The 24,187-nt window shown below is 41.8% G+C and carries 25 protein-coding genes and 7 tRNA genes; 5 read left to right on the top strand and 27 right to left on the bottom strand.

Translation table 11 applies throughout. The features are described from left to right. Nucleotides 1-139 precede the first annotated feature (139 nt). Nucleotides 140-1,450 carry an aspartate aminotransferase family protein gene (locus tag MHI35_RS02595; RefSeq protein WP_211063285.1) on the top strand — a complete coding sequence of 437 codons (1,311 nt, stop codon included), beginning with the start codon at nt 140-142 and terminating at the stop codon, nt 1,448-1,450. Nucleotides 1,451-1,595: 145 nt separating this feature from the next. On the opposite strand, the gene MHI35_RS02590 is transcribed toward MHI35_RS02595, so the two are convergent. Continuing rightward, nucleotides 1,596-3,035 carry a DHA2 family efflux MFS transporter permease subunit gene (locus MHI35_RS02590; protein WP_211063286.1) on the bottom strand — a complete coding sequence of 480 codons (1,440 nt, stop codon included), beginning with the start codon at nt 3,033-3,035 and terminating at the stop codon, nt 1,596-1,598. 71 nt (nt 3,036-3,106) lie between these two features. Beyond that, nucleotides 3,107-3,685 carry a TetR/AcrR family transcriptional regulator gene (locus tag MHI35_RS02585; protein WP_144522271.1) on the bottom strand — a complete coding sequence of 193 codons (579 nt, stop codon included), beginning with the start codon at nt 3,683-3,685 and terminating at the stop codon, nt 3,107-3,109. A gap of 303 nt (nt 3,686-3,988) precedes the next feature. Between MHI35_RS02585 and bglS the strand changes: the two genes are divergently transcribed. Next, on the top strand, nt 3,989-4,720 hold the full coding sequence (gene bglS / locus MHI35_RS02580; protein ID WP_003214284.1) for a beta-glucanase: 732 nt from the start codon (nt 3,989-3,991) through the stop codon (nt 4,718-4,720). 42 nt (nt 4,721-4,762) lie between these two features. On the opposite strand, the gene MHI35_RS02575 is transcribed toward bglS, so the two are convergent. Next, complete coding sequence (locus tag MHI35_RS02575; protein ID WP_012009015.1) at nt 4,763-5,164, bottom strand: MerR family transcriptional regulator; 402 nt, start codon at nt 5,162-5,164, stop codon at nt 4,763-4,765. 218 nt (nt 5,165-5,382) lie between these two features. On the opposite strand from MHI35_RS02575, the gene MHI35_RS02570 reads away from it, so the two are divergent. Together MHI35_RS02570 and MHI35_RS02565 are read left to right on the top strand one after the other, a co-directional pair. Continuing rightward, complete coding sequence (locus MHI35_RS02570; RefSeq protein ID WP_211063287.1) at nt 5,383-6,432, top strand: NAD(P)-dependent alcohol dehydrogenase; 1,050 nt, start codon at nt 5,383-5,385, stop codon at nt 6,430-6,432. 249 nt (nt 6,433-6,681) lie between these two features. After that, nucleotides 6,682-7,143 (top strand): CarD family transcriptional regulator, encoded by a 462-nt coding sequence (locus tag MHI35_RS02565; protein ID WP_211063288.1) that lies wholly within the window; start codon nt 6,682-6,684, stop codon nt 7,141-7,143. 288 nt (nt 7,144-7,431) lie between these two features. Here the strand turns inward: MHI35_RS02565 and cspC are convergent, their stop codons facing one another. The 16 genes from cspC to MHI35_RS02485 form a co-directional block, all read right to left on the bottom strand. Continuing rightward, on the bottom strand, nt 7,432-7,635 hold the full coding sequence (gene cspC, locus MHI35_RS02560; protein ID WP_008346765.1) for a cold shock protein CspC: 204 nt from the start codon (nt 7,633-7,635) through the stop codon (nt 7,432-7,434). Nucleotides 7,636-7,920: 285 nt separating this feature from the next. Beyond that, nucleotides 7,921-8,427 (bottom strand): GrpB family protein, encoded by a 507-nt coding sequence (locus tag MHI35_RS02555; RefSeq protein ID WP_335349739.1) that lies wholly within the window; start codon nt 8,425-8,427, stop codon nt 7,921-7,923. A 211-nt stretch (nt 8,428-8,638) separates the two neighbouring features. After that, on the bottom strand, nt 8,639-9,433 hold the full coding sequence (locus tag MHI35_RS02550) for an alpha/beta fold hydrolase (RefSeq protein ID WP_335349740.1): 795 nt from the start codon (nt 9,431-9,433) through the stop codon (nt 8,639-8,641). A 156-nt stretch (nt 9,434-9,589) separates the two neighbouring features. Further along, nucleotides 9,590-9,673, bottom strand: a tRNA-Leu gene (locus tag MHI35_RS02545). A 48-nt stretch (nt 9,674-9,721) separates the two neighbouring features. Continuing rightward, nucleotides 9,722-9,804, bottom strand: a tRNA-Leu gene (locus MHI35_RS02540). 7 nt (nt 9,805-9,811) lie between these two features. Continuing rightward, nucleotides 9,812-9,887 (bottom strand) — tRNA-Lys (locus tag MHI35_RS02535). Nucleotides 9,888-9,916: 29 nt separating this feature from the next. Next, nucleotides 9,917-9,991: transfer RNA gene (locus MHI35_RS02530), tRNA-Gln, on the bottom strand. A 22-nt stretch (nt 9,992-10,013) separates the two neighbouring features. Next, nucleotides 10,014-10,085, bottom strand: a tRNA-Glu gene (locus MHI35_RS02525). Nucleotides 10,086-10,094: 9 nt separating this feature from the next. Beyond that, nucleotides 10,095-10,185 (bottom strand) — tRNA-Ser (locus MHI35_RS02520). A 4-nt stretch (nt 10,186-10,189) separates the two neighbouring features. Beyond that, nucleotides 10,190-10,264: transfer RNA gene (locus MHI35_RS02515), tRNA-Asn, on the bottom strand. Between the two features lie 209 nt (nt 10,265-10,473). Continuing rightward, complete coding sequence (locus MHI35_RS02510) at nt 10,474-12,321, bottom strand: sigma-54-dependent Fis family transcriptional regulator (protein ID WP_335349741.1); 1,848 nt, start codon at nt 12,319-12,321, stop codon at nt 10,474-10,476. A 108-nt stretch (nt 12,322-12,429) separates the two neighbouring features. Beyond that, nucleotides 12,430-13,809, bottom strand: coding sequence for a dihydrolipoyl dehydrogenase (gene lpdA / locus MHI35_RS02505; protein WP_335349742.1), 1,380 nt, complete (start codon nt 13,807-13,809; stop codon nt 12,430-12,432). A gap of 18 nt (nt 13,810-13,827) precedes the next feature. Continuing rightward, entirely contained in the window at nt 13,828-14,958 is a 1,131-nt protein-coding gene (locus MHI35_RS02500; RefSeq protein ID WP_335349743.1) for a dihydrolipoamide acetyltransferase family protein, read from the bottom strand. Nucleotides 14,959-14,975: 17 nt separating this feature from the next. Continuing rightward, nucleotides 14,976-16,013, bottom strand: a complete 1,038-nt coding sequence (locus MHI35_RS02495) for an alpha-ketoacid dehydrogenase subunit beta (RefSeq protein WP_335349744.1) — start codon at nt 16,011-16,013, stop codon at nt 14,976-14,978. A gap of 20 nt (nt 16,014-16,033) precedes the next feature. Next, nucleotides 16,034-17,011, bottom strand: coding sequence for a thiamine pyrophosphate-dependent dehydrogenase E1 component subunit alpha (locus MHI35_RS02490; protein ID WP_335349745.1), 978 nt, complete (start codon nt 17,009-17,011; stop codon nt 16,034-16,036). A gap of 192 nt (nt 17,012-17,203) precedes the next feature. After that, nucleotides 17,204-17,677 (bottom strand): SprT family protein, encoded by a 474-nt coding sequence (locus MHI35_RS02485; RefSeq protein WP_335349746.1) that lies wholly within the window; start codon nt 17,675-17,677, stop codon nt 17,204-17,206. Nucleotides 17,678-17,776: 99 nt separating this feature from the next. Here MHI35_RS02485 and cmpA point away from each other — a divergent pair, with 99 nt between their 5' ends. Next, the gene (gene cmpA / locus MHI35_RS02480; RefSeq protein ID WP_012009003.1) at nt 17,777-17,911 is read left to right on the top strand and encodes a cortex morphogenetic protein CmpA; all 135 of its coding nucleotides are present in this window, start codon (nt 17,777-17,779) and stop codon (nt 17,909-17,911) included. Between the two features lie 19 nt (nt 17,912-17,930). Here cmpA and MHI35_RS02475 read toward each other — a convergent pair whose 3' ends face one another. From MHI35_RS02475 to rsbS, 8 genes are all read right to left on the bottom strand, one after another. Then, nucleotides 17,931-20,090: a Tex family protein gene (locus tag MHI35_RS02475; RefSeq protein ID WP_335349747.1), complete on the bottom strand. Its 2,160-nt coding sequence runs from the start codon at nt 20,088-20,090 to the stop codon at nt 17,931-17,933. 76 nt (nt 20,091-20,166) lie between these two features. Further along, nucleotides 20,167-20,766, bottom strand: coding sequence for a PP2C family serine/threonine-protein phosphatase (locus MHI35_RS02470; protein ID WP_211063296.1), 600 nt, complete (start codon nt 20,764-20,766; stop codon nt 20,167-20,169). Then, the gene (gene sigB / locus MHI35_RS02465; RefSeq protein ID WP_012009000.1) at nt 20,766-21,554 is read right to left on the bottom strand and encodes an RNA polymerase sigma factor SigB; all 789 of its coding nucleotides are present in this window, start codon (nt 21,552-21,554) and stop codon (nt 20,766-20,768) included. The genes MHI35_RS02470 and sigB overlap by 1 nt, the downstream gene beginning before the upstream one ends. Beyond that, nucleotides 21,520-22,008 carry an anti-sigma B factor RsbW gene (rsbW, locus tag MHI35_RS02460; RefSeq protein WP_012008999.1) on the bottom strand — a complete coding sequence of 163 codons (489 nt, stop codon included), beginning with the start codon at nt 22,006-22,008 and terminating at the stop codon, nt 21,520-21,522. The genes sigB and rsbW overlap by 35 nt, the downstream gene beginning before the upstream one ends. Further along, nucleotides 22,005-22,334 (bottom strand): anti-sigma factor antagonist, encoded by a 330-nt coding sequence (locus tag MHI35_RS02455; RefSeq protein WP_012008998.1) that lies wholly within the window; start codon nt 22,332-22,334, stop codon nt 22,005-22,007. The genes rsbW and MHI35_RS02455 overlap by 4 nt, the downstream gene beginning before the upstream one ends. A gap of 59 nt (nt 22,335-22,393) precedes the next feature. Then, nucleotides 22,394-23,401 (bottom strand): PP2C family protein-serine/threonine phosphatase, encoded by a 1,008-nt coding sequence (locus MHI35_RS02450; RefSeq protein WP_144522260.1) that lies wholly within the window; start codon nt 23,399-23,401, stop codon nt 22,394-22,396. Nucleotides 23,402-23,411: 10 nt separating this feature from the next. After that, nucleotides 23,412-23,813, bottom strand: coding sequence for an anti-sigma regulatory factor (locus tag MHI35_RS02445; RefSeq protein ID WP_003214085.1), 402 nt, complete (start codon nt 23,811-23,813; stop codon nt 23,412-23,414). A 2-nt stretch (nt 23,814-23,815) separates the two neighbouring features. Then, nucleotides 23,816-24,184 (bottom strand): RsbT antagonist protein RsbS, encoded by a 369-nt coding sequence (gene rsbS, locus MHI35_RS02440; protein ID WP_003214235.1) that lies wholly within the window; start codon nt 24,182-24,184, stop codon nt 23,816-23,818. Nucleotides 24,185-24,187 lie beyond the last annotated feature (3 nt).

Raw genomic sequence — 24,187 nt, 5'->3', positions numbered from 1 at the left:
CGGATTATCTTACATCATTCATTTCAATAGTTACCATAAAGAAGTTCAAATTTTGAGTTCATTATTTTCGTTATTCTACATCTGCAACAGATGTCACAAGCTTAAACAACACTCAAGAAGATGGGAGAGGTAAGATTTTATGAGCAACAACTGGAGTTCCTTAGTTGAGAACATGGGTGATTATTTAGCACCTAGCATGGCAAAAGATCATCCAAACTTACCTGTGGTAAAAGCAGAAGGTTGTTATTACTACGGGCTAGATGGGAAAACCTATTTAGACTTTACTTCCGGGATTGCAGTCGCTAATACAGGACATCGCCATCCTAAAATTGTAAAAAGTATCAAGGATGCAGCAGATCAATTAATGCATGGCCCTTCGGGAGTCATTATGTATGAATCCATTTTAAAACTGGCAAAATCTCTAGGTGAAATTCTGCCAGGAGATTTAAATTGTTTTTTCTTTGCCAATAGCGGCGCTGAAGCAATTGAAGGAGCTTTAAAATTGGCTAAATATGCAACAAAGAGACCTTATGCTATTTCTTTTACGGGGTGCTTTCATGGTCGTTCTTTAGGTGCTTTAAGCGTATCGACATCAAAAAGTAAATATAGAAAATATGTAAATCCATCTCACCTGACTTATCATCTGCCCTACGCTAATATGCAGGCGTGCCCCGAAGGCAAAGACCCAGAAACTTTCTGCATCAACGAATTAGAAAAACATTTTGAAGAATTATTTAAACACCAAGTGACACCTGAAGAAGTAGCCTGCGTCATATTAGAACCTGTATTGGGAGAAGGCGGCTACATCATCCCCCCTAAAGGGTGGCTGAAAAAGATCCGCGACATATGCGATCAGCATGGTATACTGCTTATTTTTGATGAAGTACAAACTGGCTTTGGACGCACAGGAGAGTGGTTTGCTGCTCAGACATTTGAAGTCACTCCAGACATTATGGCGATTGCTAAAGGAATAGCTTCTGGTCTACCTTTAAGTGCCACAGTAGCTTCAAAAGAACTGATGAGCAAATGGCCTGCTGGAAGTCATGGAACAACGTTCGGTGGAAACCCAATTGCCTGTTCGGTAGCATTGACCACTCTCGAAATCATGAAAGAAGAAAGATTACTAGATAATGCAAAAGTGGTTGGTCAATATGCTACTGAAAAACTAAAAGAAATGAAAAAAAATCACCCCGTCATTGGAGAGGTACGCTCGGTAGGCTTAATGATTGGAATCGAAATGATAAACCCAAAAACAAAAAAACCGGACGGGAACGCCGTCATGAAGATTTTAGATTATTCCCTTGAGCAGGGAGTTCTCTTTTACTTATGCGGTAACGAAGGAGAAGTGATGAGAATGATCCCTCCTCTGACAGTCACAAAAGAACAGATTGACGATGGACTTTCAAAATTAGAAAAGGCACTACACCAATTTGAGAAAGAATCAAAATAGAAGTCGTTTCGAATATTTAAATCGTGTGTTTTGCTCCATAGGCATCGTGTTCTATTATTTTGTTTTAAAATGCAGATTCATAGATCTATAAAAGTTAGATCAAAAAAGCACTGCGGCGCTAAGTCCTCAGTGCTTTTCATCTATTTTATGAAACTTGCTGTTCTACCTTCACTCGTTTAATAAAGAAAGCGATGATTAAGCCAATGACGGTCATGATCACAGCAAAGATAAATGCATGCTGGACGCCATTTGTAAAGGCGAGCAGCTGATTCATCGGATTTGCAGGATCAGCCACATTTTCCATAAAGCTGCGGGTTCCTGATGAAAGGATTGAAATACCGATGGCAGTACCAATGGCTCCTGACACCTGCTGCAATGTATTCATAATCGCTGTACCATGCGGATATAGCTCTGGCGGAAGCTGATTTAATCCATTTGTTTGTGCAGGCATCATAATCATCGCGATTCCGACCATTAACGTAATATGAAGGGTCACAATGTATCCAATCGATGTATTCACACTTAGATTGGTGAAACCTAACATCGTTGCTGCAACGATCGCAAGCCCTGGAATCACAAGCCATTTCGGTCCGAACTTATCAAATAATCCACCCATGATTGGAGATAGCAGACCGTTGATAATTCCACCTGGCAATAGCATTAAACCTGCTGTAAAGGTTGTTAGGGCCAAGGATGTTTGCAAATACAATGGCAAAATCATCATAGCAGACAACATCACCATCATGCACACTAAGATTAGCAGTAACCCAATGACAAACATCGGATATTTAAACGGGCTTAAGTTCAGCATCGGTTCCTTCATATTCAACTGTCTGAGTGAGAATACAAGAATCCCTATGACACCTACTACAATTGCAACGATCACATGCATACTGCTCCAGCCACCGCCTTCACCGGCACTACTAAAGCCGTACACAATTCCTCCGAAACCAATGGTTGAAAGCACAATCGATAAAATGTCGATTTTCGGTCTTGTTGGTTCTGTAATATTTTGCATGAAAATAAAACCAAAGACGAGTGCAGCAATTAATAGCGGAAGTGAAATCCAGAAAATCCAATGCCAAGTCAACGATTTCAAAATAAGACCAGAAACTGTTGGGCCAACAGCTGGTGCAAACATGATCACAAGACCTATAATCCCCATAGATCTGCCTCGTTTATGAGGAGGGATGATCACCAAAATCGTATTGAACATCAAAGGAAGAAGCAATGCTGTTCCGACAGCCTGTACGACACGTGCCACCATTAAAATACTAAAGACTGGCGCAACTGCTGCGATAAAAGTTCCAATGATCGAAAAGACGAGCGACGTCATGAAAAGCTGTCTTGTTGTAAACCATTGAAGAATAAGTCCCGAAATTGGTACGAGAATACCGAGTGTTAATAAATATCCTGTTGTTAGCCACTGAGCTGTCGTCGCTTCAATTCCAAAGTCTAACGTTAAGCTTTTTAGTGCCATATTGAGTGCCGTTTCACTGAACAGGCCAATAAAACCAGCTGTGATAAATGAGATAATAATGGGCAGCGTTCGAATATGAGAATTTGCTGCTTGCTGTTTGTTCATAGTAGGTTGGCTCCTTTTCTTTTCAATTTAAATCATTCATAGGAAGTGAGGATGGTCAGAAATGAGCCACTTCAATGTCTATTGAAAACAGATAAAATCTGTTTTTCTGCAGCGAATTGAGCGATTTTTTCGATCGAATAACCAGATTCATGAATATAAAACATCAGTTCAGGTGTCATTGGAGAGGACATACAAAGTGCGGTCAGCTCAATATCCTGTATGTTCGCTTCCCCTTTTTCATCTGCTTCTTCTAGCAAATCACGAATCATTTGCCTAAGTGATTGACTGTAATGACAATCATACACTTTACTCGTCTGCTCTAAATTCCCAGATATCGTCAGCATCCGAATCCAGTCTAAATGATGACCGACAATGAGGTGAATTTCTTCGAGGACATAACGCAAACGTTCACGAACCGGCTGGTCACTGATTTTGCTCAAGTAAAGATGCAAAGCAGGGATCAGCTGTTCAAATTTTTCTCCAAGGATAGAAAGGCACAAATCACTTTTATTGGCATAACGACGATAAAGAGTACCCTGTCCAACACCAGCTGTTTTGGCAATTTTATGCATGCTGACATTTTCCACGCCAAATTCCTGAAACAAAGAAAAAGCGACTTCTTCAATTTCCTTCCCAATATCCTTTTCCATGATGCTTCACCTTCTTTACCTTCATCCAAATTGCACTTCTCTCTATGTGTTCAATCAAATTTTTTTGTTTTCATTAGGACAATTGTACCGGTATTATCTTACGGACAACTGTCCGCTTTGTCAATCATTCTTTAGTAAATAGCTTAAAAAAGATGATTTTCTTTCATAACTTCCTATGAAATAAGAGAAGAATCTAGTAAAAAACCCTCCTTAATATCATATATTAGACCGATTTTCCATTTCGAGAGAATCATGTATGATCAATTAAGAAAACGCTTTCAAAAAAGAGAGGGGAATGCCTACATGTCTTACCGTGTGAAACGAATGTTGATGCTGCTTGTCACTGGAATCGTCTTGAGTTTATCCACATTTACTGCGGGTGCTTCTGCCCAAACGGGTGGATCGTTTTATGAGCCTTTTAACAACTATAATACGGGGTTATGGCAAAAAGCGGATGGGTACTCGAATGGAAACATGTTTAACTGTACGTGGCGTGCAAACAATGTCTCGATGACGTCGTTAGGTGAAATGCGATTATCGCTCACAAGTCCTTCCTATAATAAGTTTGACTGCGGAGAAAACCGTTCCACTCAAACATATGGCTACGGTCTTTATGAAGTCAGCATGAAACCAGCCAAAAATGTGGGGATCGTGTCTTCGTTCTTTACTTATACAGGACCGACGGATGGTACGCCTTGGGATGAAATTGACATCGAATTTCTAGGAAAAGATACAACCAAGGTTCAGTTTAACTACTATACCAATGGTGTAGGAAACCACGAAAAGATCGTCAATCTTGGTTTTGATGCAGCAAACTCTTATCACACGTATGCATTTGACTGGCAGCCTAACTCGATTAAATGGTATGTAGACGGACAATTAAAACATACTGCCACTACTCAAATCCCTCAAACGCCAGGAAAAATTATGATGAACCTGTGGAATGGTGCAGGTGTCGATGAATGGCTCGGCTCCTATAACGGTGTTACACCACTCCACGCACATTATAATTGGGTGCGTTACACAAAAAGATAACCACATCAGAAAACCTGTGACTTGTCACAGGTTTTTCTTCATTCAAATGGAATTGGTTTTTAGTTGATGAACGAGCTTTTGTTCATAACTGTGGATAATATCTTCATAACTTTCTATCTTGTAATCTAATCGCTTAATCGTCTCTTCGATTTCCTTTTGCTTTTCTACAAGTCTTTCTCTCTCATTGACCAAAATACTTTTCCGTGAGGACAGGGTATGATCCTCGCCCTCGATAAATAAAGCCGTATATTCTCGAAGTGCATCAATTGAGAGACCCGCATTTCTCATACATTTGATAAATTCAATCCACTGAATATCCTCTTCTGCATAATCACGAACACCGTTTTCATCACGACGGATCGGTCGAATTAACCCAATATTCTCGTAGTATCTGAGCGTAGCAGTAGATAAATCGAGCTGCTTGGCGGCTTGTGCTATTTTCATTGTTTTCACCCTTCTCTTCTTCTCTCACCTTATGAAAAATGAAATCCCTTCTTTTTTATCATCTCCAATTTGATAGAGTACGCAAGATGCTTTTGGCTCAATTCTTTATTTAAGGATGTTGAAAAGCCTTAAGAGGGTTCTCTATTGACTTAGAGTTCACTTTAAGACGTACAGTATAGAAGTAGAACAGAATCTTACTTTTGAAAGGATGATCCAGAATGTGTCAGACGCACCAATCAAACGTTTTAAGTGTTTCACATGCAAAAGCGAATTTTGAACGGACAACCATTGAACGAAGAGCGCTTCGTCCACATGATATTTTAATTGATATTCAATTTAGCGGAATCTGTCATTCAGATATCCACAGCGCCTTTGATGAATGGGGCGGCGGTATTTTCCCAATGGTTCCGGGTCATGAAATTACTGGAGTTGTTGCGGCTGTCGGTGATGATGTGACGAAGTTTCAGATTGGAGACCGTGTAGGCGTTGGTTGCTTTGTGGATTCCTGCGGCACCTGTGAATATTGCCAAAATGGAGACGAGCAATATTGCACGAAAGGAGTCGTCCAAACCTATAATAGCATTGAATATGACGGGGAACCAACTTATGGCGGCTATAGTCAGAAGATTGTCGTGACAGAGCGTTTTGTCGTCAGCATTCCAGATCAATTATCCCTTGATGCCGCAAGTCCTCTCCTCTGCGCTGGTATTACCACTTATTCTCCGTTAAAGCACTGGAAGGCAGGCCCCGGTAAAAAAGTCGCCATCGTCGGGATGGGTGGGCTCGGTCATGTGGCCATTCAATTCGCACGTGCACTTGGCGCTGAAGTCACGGTATTAAGCCGCTCGATGAATAAAAAAGAAGAGGCACTGTCATTTGGTGCAAAAAACTATTTTGCTACAAGTGATCCCGATACATTTAAAACATTAGCCGGTCAATACGACCTCATTCTCAATACAGTCTCTGCCAATATCAATGTAGACGCCTATTTGTCCTTACTTCGCGTGGATGGAACCTTAGTGAATGTCGGTGCACCGCCTAATCCAGATCAATTCCACGTCTTTTCATTATTTTCCGGCCGCCGCAGCATTGCAGGTTCACTCGTTGGCGGCATCCAAGAAACACAAGAAATGCTCGATTTCGCAGCTGCTCACAAAATCGCACCACAAATTGAAGTAATCAACGCAAGTCAAGTGGATGAAGCTTATGAACGTGTGCTAAAAAGTGATGTGCGTTATCGGTTTGTGATTGATATTTCGACACTATGATCGGTTTCTATTGGAAAGATCAGCTCAATGGCTGGTCTTTTTTTAATGGTGAATATTCTGTTTTTCTTGTAGCAAGAATTCTTGAGAATATGATCAAAAACCCACCTAAATTTCCATAAAAAAATCTCTCTTTTTTAGAACTAATTTTATTGACAAAAAATAAATAAACATGTTATTATTAAAAATTTGATTATTTTAGATCCAAGTGTGGTACCCTTAAAGTAGATACATGATATGGAGGCGGATGATATGTTTCAAATTGGTGATAACATTGTTTATCCAATGCACGGAGCAGGTATAATTGAAGCCATTGAAGAAAAAGAATTCTCTGATGAAAAGCAACAGTATTATGTAATCAAAATGTCAATCAGTCATATGAAAGTGATGATTCCGACACGGAAAATATCGTGTTCACGTATTAGACCTGTTACAGATCTACTGGCGTTAAACAATGTGATGCACGTTTTCCAGCATGGCAAATCAGATCAATTACTGACTTGGAAAGAACGCCATACAATTAATACAAACAAAATAAAAACGGGTGACATCCAAGACGGTGCAGAAGTTGTGCGTGATCTAATGCGGATGAAGAAAGAGAAAGCACTAAATGCAAGTGAAAAGAAAATGCTAGATGAAGCCCATGAATTTTTACTAAGTGAATTAGAAGTCATCGAAGGGATTACAGAAAAACAAATCAAAAGTTTCTGTTAAGAACTATGCCGTTCTTTACGGTATCCCTCACCATTTTTGAATACATGTTCTCTCGAACCAATCCATCCTTCAATTTTATTAAAGAAAAAAGAATTTATTTAGGCAAATTCCGCATATTGTAAATCCAATATGCTATACTGTTGATAAACCTTTGAAGCATGAATTTTTTTACGATTACCTTGTAACATCTCCCTACTTGTACGTTGAGTAGGGTTTTTTATTGCAGAAATAAATGAAAGCACAAAAAAACAGGCTCTCTACAGAGAACCTGTTTTGATAGAATGAAGATTAAGCAATTTTTTGAACGTTAGCAGCTTGAGCTCCACGAGAACCTTGCTCTACGTCAAATGATACTTTTTGACCTTCGTCTAAAGATTTGAATCCGTCGCCTTGGATAGCTGAGAAATGTACGAATACATCGTCGCCTTCTTCACGTTCGATAAATCCAAAACCTTTTTCTGCGTTAAACCATTTTACTGTACCTTGTTCCATGTTTGTTGCCTCCTAGTGCGTTATCACACAATGTATTATACTATCCTTGCCCAAAGTATCCTCAAGACGAAAAGTCTTTCTTCATGCTATCCTTTACGCCGAACAAAAATAATTATTCTTATTGTAACATGAAGCGGAAATAATTGCAATTTAGGATTTAAAAGAGCACCAAATACACTATGGTAACACTACAAAGACAGGATTTTATTGATGAAATGTTCATTTAGCTATGCTAAATCATTTTTCCATAAAACCAGTTTTTTCAGCATGAAAAGAAATTTTTATCTAAATTCTCTCTAAAATCGACTGAACAAAGTTAGTTTTTCCCTCGGCATATTTGTGTTTGTCATTTTTATTCAAACTAGATAAGTTCAGTTTGAGCTGTTCGTACTCATTTCTTACTAATTCGTTACTTTTTAAATAATCCCTGAAATTTAACTGTTCAAGTAAATATCTATTGCCTGTTTGATACATATGGATTTGGTGAGTGCGAGGTTCTCCTTTGTTAAAATAGTGTCTCTCAGGTAAAACATTGGTCCCTCTATATGAATAACCCAGCCCTTGCAAAGCTGTTACGCACTGTGTCCCGTCAAAAAAATAATCTATTTTAATCGCAATATCAATAATGGGTTTTGCACTCAAACCATTTACTGCTGTACTTCCAATATGATGCACATTTACCGTGTACTGACCAATGACCCCTACTATTCGTTTCTTTTCCCTTTCAAATTCTTTACCCCATTCAGCAGACCAAGGAACTAAAAAAACTTCTCCTCTTGGCAATCCAAGCATAAGCTCAACCCCACCTTATCATTTCATTGTTTAGTTGGAATTTTCAATAGTTTGAAGCCTTTCGATCGATTAGAATGACATTTATTATATGATAACTCATACAAAAAGCCCACTCGCATAAGATGAGTGAACTTTTTTTAGAAACTATAAAAATCATTAATACAGCACGAACCCGAATCAAGAAAACTTCTATTTATACAAAGGTGTACAACTACATATTTTCCGACTCAAGTCTCTTTAACCAGTTATAAACTAATGAGTTAAATACATCGGGTTGTTCGATTTGCAGGTTGTGGCCACCCATATCAAGCACTGTAAAAGTTGCCCTTGGATAGTCTTCAATCAGCCGCCACGCATCGTGATATCCGACTACATTGTCTTGACGCCCTGTGATAATGAGCGTGGGATACTGAAATTCAGATGAAATGTCGAAGGTATAGCCATACCCATTTTGAAGAATGTTATTGATGAATTCATGATTTGTTTGTTTAGAAGGAAGGTAAATTTCATCTCGAAATCTTTCCCATTCCGTTTTTCCTTGCACAATTGCCATGGAGCAAAACTCATCCGTCTCCTCTGAAGAGAGCTGTGATATGAAGCTGTTGTCACTTTTTAGAACGATCTTCTCTGGCACGACTCTTTTATCGAATACAGGTATAGTCATTGGGGCTACAAGCAGTAATCCACGAACGGTTTCCCGGCGTGAATGAACGATCCCTCTAGCTATGTACCCTCCATATGAATAACCACAAACAATAAACTGTTCATCAGGAATAATCTCGTCCAAAAGACGCAATACCGCTTCTAACATATCATCAGAGTTCTGAATAGATGGATTCGCCTCGGAACGTCCCATCCCCGGTAAGTCTATGTATATTCTTTTCCAACCGCTTTGTTTTTCAAATACCGGTTCCAATGCATGTAACATCACTTGATGGTCAAGTGTCCAACCATGCAATATAACGATCGGAAATCCTTCTCCAATGACTTTATGATAAATTGACATGTATTTTTCCCCTTTCCTACCCTTCAATATTTTATCACAATTTTAGCAATATTCTTTGTTCCACTGAATTTAGCATCATCGTAAACTGTCATAAATAAGGTTCAATTACTTCGAACACACAAAAAACCAAAGGTCTACAACCTTTGGTTTCTTAGATGCGGCCGAGAGGACTTGAACCTCCACGGGTTATTCACCCACTAGGCCCTCAACCTAGCGCGTCTGCCATTCCGCCACGACCGCGTGTATGATGTGCTCATATATTCATAAGTGCACTGTTTGAAAAAACAATGCGGGTGAAGGGACTTGAACCCCCACGTCATAAAGACACTAGATCCTAAGTCTAGCGCGTCTGCCAATTCCGCCACACCCGCGTGACAATGGTGAGCCATGAAGGACTCGAACCTTCGACCCTCTGATTAAAAGTCAGATGCTCTACCGACTGAGCTAATGGCTCATCTGCTATGCAGAAAAACATATAAAAAATGGCTGGGCTAGCTGGATTCGAACCAACGCATGACGGAGTCAAAGTCCGTTGCCTTACCGCTTGGCTATAGCCCAACGAATCAAAAATAACAAAACATGACCCGTACGGGATTCGAACCCGTGTTACCGCCGTGAAAGGGCGGTGTCTTAACCGCTTGACCAACGGGCCATAAAATAATGGCGGAGAAGGAGGGATTTGAACCCTCGCGCCGCTTACGCGACCTACACCCTTAGCAGGGGCGCCTCTTCAGCCACTTGAGTACTTCTCCATTATGGCTCCGCAGGTAGGACTCGAACCTACGACCGATCGGTTAACAGCCGATAGCTCTACCACTGAGCTACTGCGGAATAATAAGACATGTTTCATTATATATATGCCAGAAAAATGTGTCAAGAATTTTTAAGCTTTTCATTCCTGCTTCATTTGCGACGGCTTTTATAATTTAACATATACTAATATAACAGTCAAGCCTTTTTCCATGCCATTTGTTTAACATGGCAGAAAGCCCCGGGCCTCTTCACGTAGACCAAGGGCCTTGATGCGGCCTTCCATGAGATTAAGACAGATGAAACTTTCGCATCCACTTATAAAAAGTACTTCTTGGCACTCCTGATAGCCTCGCTGCTTCTGACACATGACCTTTCGTTTTATGCAGTGCGTCTACCACTGTTTGCTTTTGAATCCGTTCCCTGAATGTGAGTTCTTTTGGAGTCTTCGTATACTCCGCTAGATGAAGCTTCTGCTTATTATGATCAATCGACTCTAATACTGAAGCATATTGCGATTCACCAATCCATCCACCATTCGGAAAGAGAACCCTTAAATGTTCAAACAGGTTAAAAAGCTCTCGTATGTTACCTGGCCAGTGATACTCCTGCAATTTCTGAAAAAATGATTCAGGAAATGCTGCATTCCAGTGGTGCTTTTTTTGGTAATAACGATATAAATCATGAATGTCTTCTTTTCTTTCTCTAAGCGGCGGGATGTTGATCGGATAGACATGAAGACGGTAATACAAGTCTTCTCGTATTTTTCCTTCCTTCAGCAGTTCGTTCATATTGCGGTGAGTCGCTGTGATGATCCGAATATCCAAAGGGATTTCGTGTGTCCCGCCGAGCGGTACGACTGCCCTTTCTTCTATCACCCGAAGAAGCGCTACTTGCATCGCATATGGGATTTCGCCAATTTCATCTAGAAAGAGCGTTCCTTTATTGGCTTGTTCAAATTTCCCTTTAGCTCCGTGACGTTTCGCCCCTGTAAAAGCCCCTTCAGCATAGCCAAACAGCTCACTTTCTAACAGACTTTCAGGAATGGCCCCGCAATTAACAGCAATAAACGGCCCTTTATGCCTTTCACTGGCGGAGTGAATGGCTCTAGCGGCAAGCTCCTTCCCTGCCCCTGTTTCTCCCCAAATATATACATGAGCATCTGTTTGTGCCGCTTTCTTCATCTGACTAAGTGTTTGTTGAAATAACTTACTTGTTCCTGATTCCCCGGGAAATTGAGCAAATGAAACGGTGATGTCATTTTTCGCTGCTTCTTCAAAGGAAAAGGATATACCTAGCACCTTCCCGTCTTGCTCTGAATGAATGACCTGCTTTCCCCAGATAACAAATGAATGATCCTTAAGCCGCTCGACATCCATTCCATACCAGTCTGAAAATTGGTCTCTAATCGACCTGCTGGCAGAAACAATTTGCTTTTTTTCATTACAGACCACATACGGTTTGTCTACTTCCACCTGCTGGAGACAATGAGTGATCAGCTCCATCTCTCTCCTTTTTTGCTGGGCTTGAATATCTCTCTCGATGGCATAAGCAACCGTTGAAGCCATTCCAAGCATAAAAGGGTGCTTGTTATCCGTCATACAGGAGATGTCAATCACCCCTATGATTGTACCGTCTGCATCGCGAATTGGAGCAGCTGAACAACTCCAATGATGAGAGGCGATAGAAAAATGCTCAGTTCCGTTGATCGTCACCGCTTCTCCGATGACGAGTGCCGTTCCGATCGCATTTGTCCCTACATCCGTTTCGGTCCAACGCGACCCCTCCATAAAATTAATTCTTCTTGCTTCCACCATCGTTCTTTCGCTTCCTGCCAGACTTAGCACATAACCGTCTGCATCGATGAGTAAGGCCAACATGTCAGATTCTTTTAATTGCTGACTGATTTTATTTAAGTAAGGAAGAGCCGCATTTAGAAATAATGAATATTTCTTTTTTTGGGCACTGAATAATTCCTTTTCTAACAACGACCGTCCTTTATCTAAATACGGATTCACATTTGCCTGTTTACACCTGTGCCATGATTCTGCCACTCTCTTATTCAGACGAGACTGATCAAGCAAACCTTCACGAACAAAACGTTTCCACGTATTTAAATAACAAGGCGTCGGATTCATTCCATCCTCTCCTCTGGGGGCTTTTTATTCATTATAGATAAATATAAAAGCGCTTTCAATTATCATTGGCTAACCCAAGAAGTCAATCGGATAGAAAAGGAGTCTTGTTCAACAGTGCACCGCTCGGCCAATGGTTTGCAGCAAGGCTTCGTGTATTGCCTCTGACAGTGTCGGATGTGCCGCAATAAACTGCTCTAATGTATCAGCGGTCAGCTCGGTATGCATCATCACCGCCGCTTGTCCAATCAGTTCTGTTGCATGCGGTCCGATGATTGAAACACCTACTATTTCTTGATATTGCGGTTCTACAATGACCTTTACTTGACCGGCTGGTTGATTTAAGATCAATGCCTTTCCATTTGCAGAAAAAGCACATGTCCCGATACGAATCTCCTCATATTGTTTTCTAGCACTCTCTTCATTTAAACCAACACTGGCGATTTCTGGTGAGGTGTAGATGCACCTTGGAATCACTTGTTCATTGACCTTTATATGTTCACCTGCTGCATGGGATGCCGCAACTGTTCCTTCATGAAAGGCAGTATGAGCAAGCTGTACACCACCTGTCACATCACCGCACGCATAAATATGCGGGAGATTGGTTTGCATATGTTCATTGACGTAGATTCCGTTTCTATCAAATTCAATTCCAATCTGATCAAGATTCAACCCTTCAAGTTGCGGAGTTCTGCCAATCGCCACTAAGCATAGGTCCGACTGGATGTCACACCGCTCTCCTTGATTATTCTCTACCACTACTTTTCTTGAAGTGGAATCAAGCTGTTTAACTGCGGCGGCCGTTAAAATGTCTACACCCGTTTCTTCGAGCTGTTCGTGAAGACATTGTGCAATTTCCCGATCTTCTTCGGGTAAAATGTGCAGAGCCCGTTCAATCATGACAACCTTTGATCCCATTCTGCTAAAGATGCTCGCAAACTCACAGCCGATCACCCCGCCCCCAATGATACAAAGTGAGTCTGGGATCGAAGAAAGTGACATGGCATCCTTACTGTGAATGATCCATTCGCCATCAAAAGGTGCAAACGGTAAAGCAGCAGGCGCAGCCCCTGTTGCAATAATGATTTGTTTTGCTTGAATGATTTCAGACTTTCCTTCATTTTCTATGAATAGCTCATGTGCTGATAGAAATGAAGCCTTCCCATTTAGCACGGTGATTTTGTTTTTATTCATCAAGTAACGAACACCATCAGTGAGCTGCTTGACGACAGACTGTTTCCGCTTTTGAACAGTATTCCATTGAATGATAGGCTCATGTTCTGGAAGCTCAATGCCAAAATGTACAGCCGATTTCACATGCTCATACATATCGGCGCTTTGCAAAAGTGCTTTGGTCGGGATACAGCCTTCATTGAGGCAGGTACCTCCCAGCTGATCTTGATCAATTAACACAACCTCCCTGCCAAAACGGGCGGCTGTTATGGCCGCCACATAACCTGCTGGTCCGCCTCCTATAATGACCAGTGTCATGGTACATTCACCTTCTTCCTATAAAAGAATGGATATTGGTTCTTCTAAGTGTGCTTTGACTGTTGATAAAAATGCAGACGCAGGTGCCCCGTCCAGCACGCGGTGGTCAAACGTAAGACTGAGTGGCAAGATGGTTCCTCTACACAATTCATCCTCTCGATAAACAGGGGTGTCATACATTGTGCCGACGCCAAGGATCCCCGCTTCCGGCGGATTCAGAATTGGCGTGAAATGCTCTACGCCATACGCTCCAAGATTGGTGATGGTAAAGGTAGAACCTCTGATTTCGTCATGAAGAAGCTTTCCTTCACGTGCTTTTTTGCCATACAATTTAATGCTCTTCGCCAGCTTTATCAGCGTTAACCGCTCCGCATGCTGAATGACCGGTACAGCCAATCCGTTATCTAACGCAGCAGCAATCCCAAGATGAACATTCTCAAAGGTTTCCACAACTCCGTTATGATATTGACTATTCATTGCAGGATGTTCTAACAACGAAAGGATCGCTGCTTTGGCGACAAAATCGGTGATGGTCAACTTTGTCTCGTAACGTGCGATGGCTGTTTCATTCAGCTGTTGTTGTAAGTTTGTCAGTTTTGTCACGTCCGCTTTCATCGTAATGGTTAATTGTGCACTTGTTTGCAGGCTTTCCATCATTCTTGAGGCAATTGTTTTCCGCATCATGTTCATTGGCTGATGCTCTGTCTCGTTTTGTTTTTTCTCTTTCCGTTCAGGAAGGGCATTTAGCACATCCTCTTTCGTAATTCTTCCACCTGGCCCTGTCCCCACCAGCGTATCAATATCTAGGTTTGCGCTATTCGCCATTTTACGTGCAACAGGGGAGATTTTAATTCTCTCTTTCTTTTGTTTTGGCGGCAGGCCTTTTTCTTTCTTTTCCTCGACCTGTTCATTTCCTTCACCGATATAGCAGATGACCGTGCCAGGCGGTACACCTTCTCCCTCGGCCACTTTTATATCTAATATGGTTCCTTCAGCAGGTGATTCAATCTCCGTTTCAATTTTTTCTGAGTTGATGCTTGCAATGCTTTCTCCTTTATTTACGGTCTCACCGACCTCTTTATTCCAGACAGATACCGTACCTTCTTTCATCGACATGCCCAATTTAGGCATCACAACTTCGACAGCCATCTCCCTCTCTCCTTTCTCTAGTTCAAGATCTTGTCATGACTCTTGCCAATCATCTCTAATACAGTGTTCACAACTTTATCAGGTGTTGGCAGATATATATCTTCAAGAGGTGGTGAAAATGGTACCGGCGTATGAGGAGCCGTCACTTTTTTGATTGGCGCGTCAAGTAAATCAAATCCTTTATCCGCAACCAAAGAAGAGATATCTGCGGCAATTCCGCACCTTGGATTTGCTTCATCGACAATGACAAGTCGATTTGTTTTTTCTACTGAAGTCAGAATGGCCTCTTCATCAAGCGGCGACAAGCTTCTTGGATCAATCACTTCCGCTTCAATACCTTGGGCAGCTAATTGCTCTGCCGCTTCGAGTGCTGTATGCACTTGTTTGCCTACTGCAAAGATGGTTACATCAGATCCCTCTCTCTTCACATCTGCTTTCCCAAGCGGCAGTGTGTAATACCTTTCCGGCACATCTCCTGTAATATTGTAAAGCGTCTTGTCTTCAAAAAAGATGACAGGGTCCTGATCCTCGATCGCTGCCAGCAGCAGCCCTTTGGCATCATAAGGTGAAGAAGGTACAACTACTTTCAATCCTGGGATGCTTGTAAATAGCGCATACAAACTTTGCGAGTGCTGAGCTGCTGCTCTAAAACCCGCCCCATGTGTCGTTCTAATCGTGATTGGCACCTCTGCTTTTCCGCCAAACATGTATCGAAATTTTGCCCCCTGATTCAGCACTTGGTCGAGACAAGTACCGATAAAATCATTAAACATAAGTTCCGCAATTGGTCTTAGCCCTGTTGAAGCAGCTGCCATGGCTGCGCCTACATAGCCAGCTTCACTAATTGGTGTATCAAGGACACGCTCACGTCCGAATTCCTGGACAATTCCTTTCGTTACACCAAGAACACCGCCCCATGCTTCATCATCCTGTAAGTGAACTACATGAGCGCCTCCTGCAACATCTTCCCCCATTAAAATGACATCATCGTCTCTTCTCATTGCCAGTTTAATCGCTTCATTCAAAGCACTAGACATGCTGATTTCTCTAGTCATTTCCCTCTCTCCTTTCAGATTTATTGATACGAAACATACACATCAGTCAGCAATTCCGTATGATCTGGATATTCACTTTCTTCACTGAATGTAACGGCTTCATCTATCGCTTCTGCTACAGACGCTTCAATACTTGATATTTCTTGATCCGTTAGCAGCTGCTGCTTTAATAATTCATTTTTAAAAAGAGTAATGGCATCTTTCTCTTCTTGATGTTCGGTTTTTTCTTGATTGGTTTTGTAGCGCTGAGCGTCTCCTTCAAAATGACCATAATTCCGATATGTCATGCATTCAATCAGTGTCGGACCTTCTCCATTTTTTGCTCGTTCTATCGCTTGTTCTGCTGCTTGATAAACGGCTGTCACATCTTTTCCATCTACTTGAATACCCGGGATACCATAACTGGCAGCTCGATCCACAATCGATTTACAGCTCGAAGCATAAGAAAATGGCGTCGCTTCCCCGTAACCATTGTTTTCTGCGATGAAAATGACTGGAAGTTTCCAGATGGCGGCGAGATTGATTCCTTCGTGAAAAGTCCCTTGATTGTTAGCACCGTCCCCAAAAAAGCAAACGCTTACATTATTTGTCTTTTTATATTTAGCCGTGAGGGCTGCCCCACACGCAAGTGGAAAGCCGCCTCCAACAATTCCGTTGGCACCGAGCATTCCTTTATCAAAATCTGCAATGTGCATAGATCCACCTTTTCCTTTACAAAGACCTGTGGCTTTTCCATAAATTTCTGCCATCATTCCTTTTAGATCACAGCCCTTCGCGATACAATGACCGTGGCCGCGGTGTGTACTTGTAATACTGTCTTGTTCATCTAGATGAGCGCAAACACCTACAGCAACAGCTTCTTCACCAGCATAAAGATGGACAAATCCTGGCAAGATCCCTTTTGTAAAAAGCGTGTGTACTTGATCTTCAAATTGGCGAATTTCCTGCATTTTTTGATACATCCAAACGGCTTTTTCTTTTGTGAGTGCCATTTCCATGATAAAACCTCCTATCTTTTTTGCTTGCACTTCTATACAAGCAAAAAGCGTGCCAACATCACGGCACTTGAAAACTTAAGTTTTGAGCGAATCACTTCGATCAAAAAAGAGACAAAATGAGACTTGCGTCTCAATTTGTCTCAATATGTCCATTTCATCTCACAAAAAAAGCATCCCATAAAGGAATGCTTATCACTCTGAATCGATTGTACGTTGCCATTTTAATTTTCCTTTGCAGACGCCGCACACATAACGAGAGGTATCAACTCGTCTTTTCCTGATAAAATACTGACCGCATCCTGTGCAAACATATTCTTGCCGCTTCTGTACACGTCGTTTATTTTGTAAGGTCTTTAGCGGTGTACAAAAACGCGGGGCTCCTACTTGTTTTAATAACTCTTTAAAGGAACGGTCACGATGCTGATAGCCTTTTCCCTCAAGATGCAGATGATAATGACACAGCTCATGCTTAATGATTCCGATTAATTCTTCTCGTCCATGTTCCTCTAGGTATCGACGGTTCAGTTCGATATTGTGTGTTCCAAGTAAATACCGCCCGCCTGTCGTTTTGAGACGGTCATTAAAAACAGCCTGATGGCGGAATGCCTTCCCAAAGAACTGCTCAGAAATATGTTCTGTTAACTGCTGTAACTCGCTCTCCTTCAATCAAGATCGTTCCTTTCTATAAAAACCTCGAACAGGACAATTTCCCCTTTGCATACATTGAAGGTACACCCACTGTTTCGATCAAAGGAGGAATGGGCGATGCCCAACTGGCTGAAAAATCAGATGCAGAAGGCTTTTTTTGAAAAAAATCATTACCAAATCAAGTTGCTAAATCAATGCTGGTACTTCTACAGAAAAAAACATTCAGTCGCATCAAGGCACACCCCATCCTGAGGTGCGCCTCATTTTTTGTTTATTCTGGTTTCAGCATGGAGAGGGCAACGCGGCCTTTTGCCTGGTCAACGGAGTCCACCCATACAGTCACAATGTCACCAACTGATACAACGTCAAGCGGATGCTTCACAAAACGGTTGCTGAGCTTGGAAATATGGACAAGCCCGTCCTGCTTGACACCAATATCAACGAATGCACCGAAGTCTACGACGTTCCTTACCGTTCCTTGCAGCTCCATTCCTTGCTTCAAGTCCTCCAATTTCAACACATCTGTTTTCAAAAGAGGTTTTGGTACTTCATCGCGCGGATCTCGCTCAGGTCTTGTCAGCTGATCGACGATATCTTGTAGTGTAATGATACCAATATCAAGCTGCTCTGCCGCTTCATCCAGCTTGACCTCTGCGATTTTCTCCTTTAACTGCTCTGTGCCAAGATCATCTGGCGTCATCTTGATCATGCGTAAGAACTGTTTTGTTTCTTTATAGCTCTCTGGGTGAATGCCTGTCCGATCGAGTGGATCTTGTCCATCTGCGATGCGTAGGAAACCAATACACTGCTCATAAGTCTTAGCCCCAAGTCTTGGAATGTCCTTTAGCTCTTTTCTGCTTGTGAATCTTCCAATCTCTTCGCGGCGCTTGATGATATTCCCTGCGACAGCTTTTGAAAGACCTGACACATATTGCAGCAGCGCCTGTGAGGCCGTATTGACGTTCACACCGACTTGGTTGACGACCGTCTCCACCACGAAGGTTAACGAGCTGTTTAATTGCTTTTGGCTCACGTCATGCTGGTATTGGCCCACCCCGACAGACTTCGGATCAATTTTCACGAGCTCTGCTAAAGGATCTTGTAATCTTCTAGCAATGGATATAGCGCTTCGTTCTTCGACTTGCAGGTCTGGAAACTCTTCTCGCGCCAGTGCAGACGCAGAGTATACACTTGCTCCTGCTTCATTCACAATCAAATAGGAGACCGGCTGATCCAGCTCTTGAATGAGGTCTGCAATGAATTGTTCAGTCTCTCTTGAGGCTGTTCCGTTTCCAATCGCAATGACTTCAATATTTGATGATTGAATGATCTCTTTCACTTTTTGTTTCGCTTCCGCTTTTTTCTGCACTGGCGGATGCGGGTAAATGACGCCGATATGGTGGACTTTTCCTGTATCATCGACGACGGCTAACTTACAGCCTGTACGAAATGCAGGATCGACTCCAAGTACACGCTTCCCTTTCATCGGCGGCTGAAGCAGCAGTTTTCTTAAGTTTTCAGCGAAAATATGAATCGCTTGTTCTTCTGCTTTTTCTGTCAGCTCTTTTCGGATTTCTCGTTCGATGGAAGGCTGGATAAGACGTTTATACGCATCATCAATTGACGTTTCGATAAACGGTCTCGCCGTCGTCTGTTTGCCTTTTATCACTTGTTTGTCGAGATAGAAACGAATGTTTTCAGCAGGTGGTTCGATGGCTGCCTTTAAGATGCCTTCTTTCTCTCCGCGATTAACCGCTAGTATACGGTGAGGCACTATCTTTTTGATGGGCTCTTGATAATCGTAATACATTTCATAGACGTTTTTCTCATCGTTTTCGATGTCTTTTCCTGATGTGATTAGACTACCCTTTTGGTACGTTTCGCTGCGAATCCATTTCCGCATATCAGGATCATCTGCCAGCTGTTCAGCAATGATGTGCTGCGCGCCTTCTAGTGCCTCTTCTACACTTGTTACTTCCTTTTCTTCGTTGATAAAAGAAACGGCCTTCTTCTCGATCTCATCACTTGGCAGCGTGAGTATATATTCTGCCAGCGGCTCAAGCCCTTTTGCTTTGGCTACATTCGCCTTTGTTTTACGTTTTTGTTTGAATGGCCGGTATAAATCTTCGACCTCTTGCAGTTTATGAGCCTGCTCAATTTTTTGTTTTAATTCATCCGTCAGTTTGTCTTGTTCTGCGATTAACCGGATGACTTCTTCTTTTCGATTCATGACATTTTGGATATATGTATAGCGCTCTGAAATGGTTTGAATTTGCACCTCATCTAGTGAGCCTGTCTGCTCTTTCCGGTAACGGGCAATAAACGGGACGGTGTTGCCATCCTCTAAGAGCTTGATAACACTTTCAATTTGTTTTGTAGAAAGCTTTAATTCTGTTGCAATTTGTTTCAATAAAAAGTCAGATGTCTTCATACTTTGCATCCTCTCACTGTGTCTTCTCTTTTAGTGTATCAAAAAAATCGGTAAAACAGAAAAAAGGTCAGCTATTTTACGTGAGCTGACCAAGTACATAGGTGAGATCGTCCTTCTTGTCTTGTGTATATGTTTCAAGCTGTTTGGCAATATCTTCAACTGAATGACTATGCTTTAAACACATTCTCATGTTTGGCACATTCAGTCCGTCTGAATACATAATGAATGTCGATCCTTTTTCGTAGGAATAGGTGTATGTTTTATATTTTCTAGGTTTCCCTGATAAGTATCCTGATGTCGGAAGTGGATAAATATAGTCGCCAGAAGGGGCATTCAAGATGAACCGAATATTACCAACCGAACAATAGGTAAACTGCTGCTGGGAAAAATTCACCTTTAAGATCCCAACTGTGGCTCCGCGTTTATTTTTCATCGCCTGATTACATCTGTCAATGAGGGTCGTCATATCCTCATGTCCATATTCTTCGACAATTTCGCTGACTAAAGAAGATGATTCATTGGCGAACTGACCGCTGCCTAATCCGTCTGCCACAGCACAAATTAGTTCTTCATCATCTGCTTTAATAAAAAAACTGTCCCCGCAGCATGATTTCCCTTCTTTATTCGATTGATAGATAATGGTATTCACATGCTCATGCTGTTCAATCTGCTTCATTACCCTAGCTCCATAGACGCATCTTCTGATAATGCATCTCGTAGCTTTTTAACTGCCTTCCGTTGCAGTCTCGATACATGCATTTGGGATATCCCTAATAAATCGCCTGTTTCTTTCTGACTCTTATTTTGCAAATAAGTCAGGTTGATAATCTCTTTTTCTCGATCCGTCAGAACATGAAGCACACTCTCAAGCATCATTTTTTGGTTTACACGTTCGTAGCCCTCTTCTTGTGAGCCGACAACGTCTAAAATGGTGACTGTACTTCCTTCAGAATCAGCCTCTACGCCTTGGTCAACAGACAGTGCTTGATAGCTTTTGCCCATCTCCATCGTTTCCAGAACTTCTTCCTCTGTCACATCTAGGTATTCTGCAATTTCTTGGACTTTCGGTGACTTTTGCGTCTCTGTTGTTAGATGATCAACGGCCATCTTGATTCTTGGTCCAAGTTCTTTGATTCGCCTTGGTACATGGACACTCCATGTTTTATCCCGTAAAAAGCGTTTGATTTCCCCGATAATGGTTGGAATCGCAAAGGCTTCAAATGATTTACCGACGAGCGGATCATATCGCTTAATGGCGCCAAGTAAACCAATCATTCCAACTTGTCTGAGATCCTCATGAAAGCTTTTTCCTTTTGAATATTTTTTTGCCAGCATATCGACCAAATTTGTATAGCATTCGACCAGCGTGAGCTGCGCCTGCTCATCTTGATTGGATTGATAGCTTTGGATAAGGCGATCCACTTCATCTTTAGTTAGTTTCATAGTTTTGGATGGTTGTGTCATGGTCAACTCGCTCCCTGTTTAAAAACTTTGTCATCGCAACGGTAACTCCGGAGTTTGCTTGCACCTCGACTTCATCCATCAATGTTTGCATTAAGTATAAACCAAGACCTCCTTCTGCCAATTGATCCACCGTATGAGCAGTTGTATACGGTCCGAGGTCTTCTTGCTTTTGCTTAAAGTCAAAGCTACCGCCTTTGTCAGCGACAATGATTTCTAGACGATCTTCGTAGACAAGAAAGCGAACAGCTACCTCTCCATCTTCACCGTCTTTTCCTTTATAGGCATGCTGAACTGCATTTGTACAAGCCTCACTGACGGCAATTTTTAAGTCTTCAATCTCTTCGTAGACATAGCCCATTCGGCTCGCTACGCCTGAAAGAGTCAGGCGAATGATGCCTACATATTCTGGTTTCGCCGGTATTTTCATCTCGATTAGATCTACTGTTTCGTTCATTGTACCCCACCCTCTGACTTTGCAGAAATGTCAATGATGTCCTTTAATCCAGTAATTTCAAACAACCTTACAAGCCGATCTGACAAGTTCTCAAGCTTTAGTGTTCCGCCTGCTTTTTGAGCTGCTTTAAACAGCCCAACAAATACACCTAATCCTGTACTATCCATATACGTAACATCCTTCAAACAGATCTCAAGATGCTCTCCCGCCTCGGCTTTAGGCATGAGTGTTTCTCTTAGCTGAGGAGCAGAGTACACATCGATTTCTCCGCTTACACTAATTTTCGTTTTTTGATCTATTTGATGCTCTTTTACAGACATATTCATTATGCATTCACCTCGAAATTCTTGTTTCCTTGAATTTTATATACCCGTCTATGCACTTTCTAAACCTTCCTTTTGAGGACAAGTAACGTAAAATCATCATGCAGCTGGAATTCTTGCAGCTTAAGTAAGCTGTCATAGATGGCATCCACCATTTCCTGAGCTGAATAGGATAGGTTCTCTGATATGAGCGCTTTGATATCCTCACGCTCTAAGAAACCGTCCTCTGATTTAGATTCTGTGACACCATCAGAAAATAAGATCACCATATCTCCTACGTCCAAATGCTTCTCATACTGCTTATAATCAAAATCTGGTGCAATTCCAAGGACAAGCCCTCTTGCATCTAAATCGTAAAATTGATTCTCTTTATTGCAATAGAAAAAGCCCGGCTCATGACCAGCCGATGCATATTTAAATTCATGTGTTTCTTTATTATAGCTGCCATAAAACATAGTGATGAACATACTTGGGTCTACGTTTTGCTCGACAACACGATTTAGGGTTTTCAGCACTTTAGTTGGGCCGCTCCCTGACTCTGGCAAGGAATCCATCGCATATTTAATCATCGACATACAAAGCGCAGCCGGGATTCCCTTTCCAATGACATCTGCGATTGCGATATTAATCGTATCGTGATCCGTCACAAAGTGGTAATAATCTCCACTCATCTGTTTTGCCGGTACACTGATCGCCCCAATATCGAACGTATCTCCTTCTGGAATTTTCGTTTCCAGAAGGGTTTGCTGAACATTTGCAGCAATTTCAATTTCTGATTTAATTTCTTGCTGGATGCCTCTAAGTGTTAAATGTTCCTGATAGGCAAGTCCGTACCCAATCATGACTTCAATTAAGAAGTCTAGTGAATGAAAAACATCTTCCGGCAAATCAGGGTAAAGCTCCTGAATCACTTTTCGGTGAACACTCACTATTTCTTCAGGAGGTATTTGATGCTCAATGGTTTTACGGCTAAATTTTTGAGCTTGATAAAGCGATGTTTCAGTTAAATCACTGATATAACGACTGAGCAGCTGATGGTACCGCTGCTCCATTACCTCCTTAAAATCCATGGTTTCCCTCCTAGCGAAGCCACTTAACAGCTTGTATCTCCGTTCCTTGTTCTGGTGCAGAATCTAATTTAAATTCATCCATCAGTCTTCTGACGCCTGGCAAGCCTGCTCCGAGTCCGCCTGATGTAGAAAATCCGTCTTCCATCACTTTACGTATATCCATGATGCCAGGCCCCTCATCGGCTGCGATGACCTTAAGTCCACGCTTTCCGCGCTCCATCACTTCTTCTATACAAATCTGACCTTTACCAGCGTATAAATAGATGTTTCGAGCTAATTCTGAAATGGCCGTCGTAATTCTTGCTTGGTCAACTGTTCCAAAACCAAGTTCTTTTGCAACATTGCGCCCCAATTGTCTTGCTGCGACTATATCCCATTCCGTCAATATTTTTACACAGGATTGGTCTTTCATATCTATTCCCCCAATTCCCGCTTCAGTGTCTCAAGCCCTTGTTCAAGATCTAGTGCTGTTTGAATTTCTTCCAACGATATACCAAGTTCAATAAGCGTCACAGCGACTGCCGGTTGTATTCCTGTTAATACAACTTTTGCCCCCATGAGCTTAGACATGGTGATCACATCGCCTAATACCTTAGCGATAAATGAATCAATCATATCGACTGATGTTAAATCAATGACAACACCGTTTGCTCCTGTTTCATGAATTTTATTCAGTAAATCTTCTTGAAAGTGAAGAGCTGTTTGATCATCAAGCTCCCACTGTATTGAAATCAGAAGACAGTTATATAGTTTTAAGATTGGAATCTTCGGGTGATTTCTCAATTG

The organism is Bacillus sp. FSL K6-3459 (assembly GCF_038003305.1).
Classification (GTDB): domain Bacteria; phylum Bacillota; class Bacilli; order Bacillales; family Bacillaceae; genus Bacillus; species Bacillus pumilus_O.
The sequence above is the reverse complement of the archived record's forward strand: the minus strand, read 5'-3'. Positions and strand labels throughout refer to the sequence as shown.

Coding starts and splice junctions, on each gene's coding strand:
- MHI35_RS02595 (WP_211063285.1), top strand. CDS start 140: ATGAGCAACAACTGGAGTTCCTTAGTTGAGAACATGGGTGATTATTTA.
- MHI35_RS02590 (WP_211063286.1), bottom strand. CDS start 3,035: ATGAACAAACAGCAAGCAGCAAATTCTCATATTCGAACGCTGCCCATT.
- MHI35_RS02585 (WP_144522271.1), bottom strand. CDS start 3,685: ATGGAAAAGGATATTGGGAAGGAAATTGAAGAAGTCGCTTTTTCTTTG.
- bglS (WP_003214284.1), top strand. CDS start 3,989: ATGTCTTACCGTGTGAAACGAATGTTGATGCTGCTTGTCACTGGAATC.
- MHI35_RS02575 (WP_012009015.1), bottom strand. CDS start 5,164: ATGAAAATAGCACAAGCCGCCAAGCAGCTCGATTTATCTACTGCTACG.
- MHI35_RS02570 (WP_211063287.1), top strand. CDS start 5,383: ATGTGTCAGACGCACCAATCAAACGTTTTAAGTGTTTCACATGCAAAA.
- MHI35_RS02565 (WP_211063288.1), top strand. CDS start 6,682: ATGTTTCAAATTGGTGATAACATTGTTTATCCAATGCACGGAGCAGGT.
- cspC (WP_008346765.1), bottom strand. CDS start 7,635: ATGGAACAAGGTACAGTAAAATGGTTTAACGCAGAAAAAGGTTTTGGA.
- MHI35_RS02555 (WP_335349739.1), bottom strand. CDS start 8,427: ATGCTTGGATTGCCAAGAGGAGAAGTTTTTTTAGTTCCTTGGTCTGCT.
- MHI35_RS02550 (WP_335349740.1), bottom strand. CDS start 9,433: ATGTCAATTTATCATAAAGTCATTGGAGAAGGATTTCCGATCGTTATA.
- MHI35_RS02510 (WP_335349741.1), bottom strand. CDS start 12,321: ATGAATCCGACGCCTTGTTATTTAAATACGTGGAAACGTTTTGTTCGT.
- lpdA (WP_335349742.1), bottom strand. CDS start 13,809: ATGACACTGGTCATTATAGGAGGCGGACCAGCAGGTTATGTGGCGGCC.
- MHI35_RS02500 (WP_335349743.1), bottom strand. CDS start 14,958: ATGGCTGTCGAAGTTGTGATGCCTAAATTGGGCATGTCGATGAAAGAA.
- MHI35_RS02495 (WP_335349744.1), bottom strand. CDS start 16,013: ATGACTAGAGAAATCAGCATGTCTAGTGCTTTGAATGAAGCGATTAAA.
- MHI35_RS02490 (WP_335349745.1), bottom strand. CDS start 17,011: ATGGAAATGGCACTCACAAAAGAAAAAGCCGTTTGGATGTATCAAAAA.
- cmpA (WP_012009003.1), top strand. CDS start 17,777: ATGCCCAACTGGCTGAAAAATCAGATGCAGAAGGCTTTTTTTGAAAAA.
- MHI35_RS02475 (WP_335349747.1), bottom strand. CDS start 20,090: ATGAAGACATCTGACTTTTTATTGAAACAAATTGCAACAGAATTAAAG.
- MHI35_RS02470 (WP_211063296.1), bottom strand. CDS start 20,766: ATGAAGCAGATTGAACAGCATGAGCATGTGAATACCATTATCTATCAA.
- sigB (WP_012009000.1), bottom strand. CDS start 21,554: ATGACACAACCATCCAAAACTATGAAACTAACTAAAGATGAAGTGGAT.
- rsbW (WP_012008999.1), bottom strand. CDS start 22,008: ATGAACGAAACAGTAGATCTAATCGAGATGAAAATACCGGCGAAACCA.
- MHI35_RS02455 (WP_012008998.1), bottom strand. CDS start 22,334: ATGAATATGTCTGTAAAAGAGCATCAAATAGATCAAAAAACGAAAATT.
- MHI35_RS02450 (WP_144522260.1), bottom strand. CDS start 23,401: ATGGATTTTAAGGAGGTAATGGAGCAGCGGTACCATCAGCTGCTCAGT.
- MHI35_RS02445 (WP_003214085.1), bottom strand. CDS start 23,813: ATGAAAGACCAATCCTGTGTAAAAATATTGACGGAATGGGATATAGTC.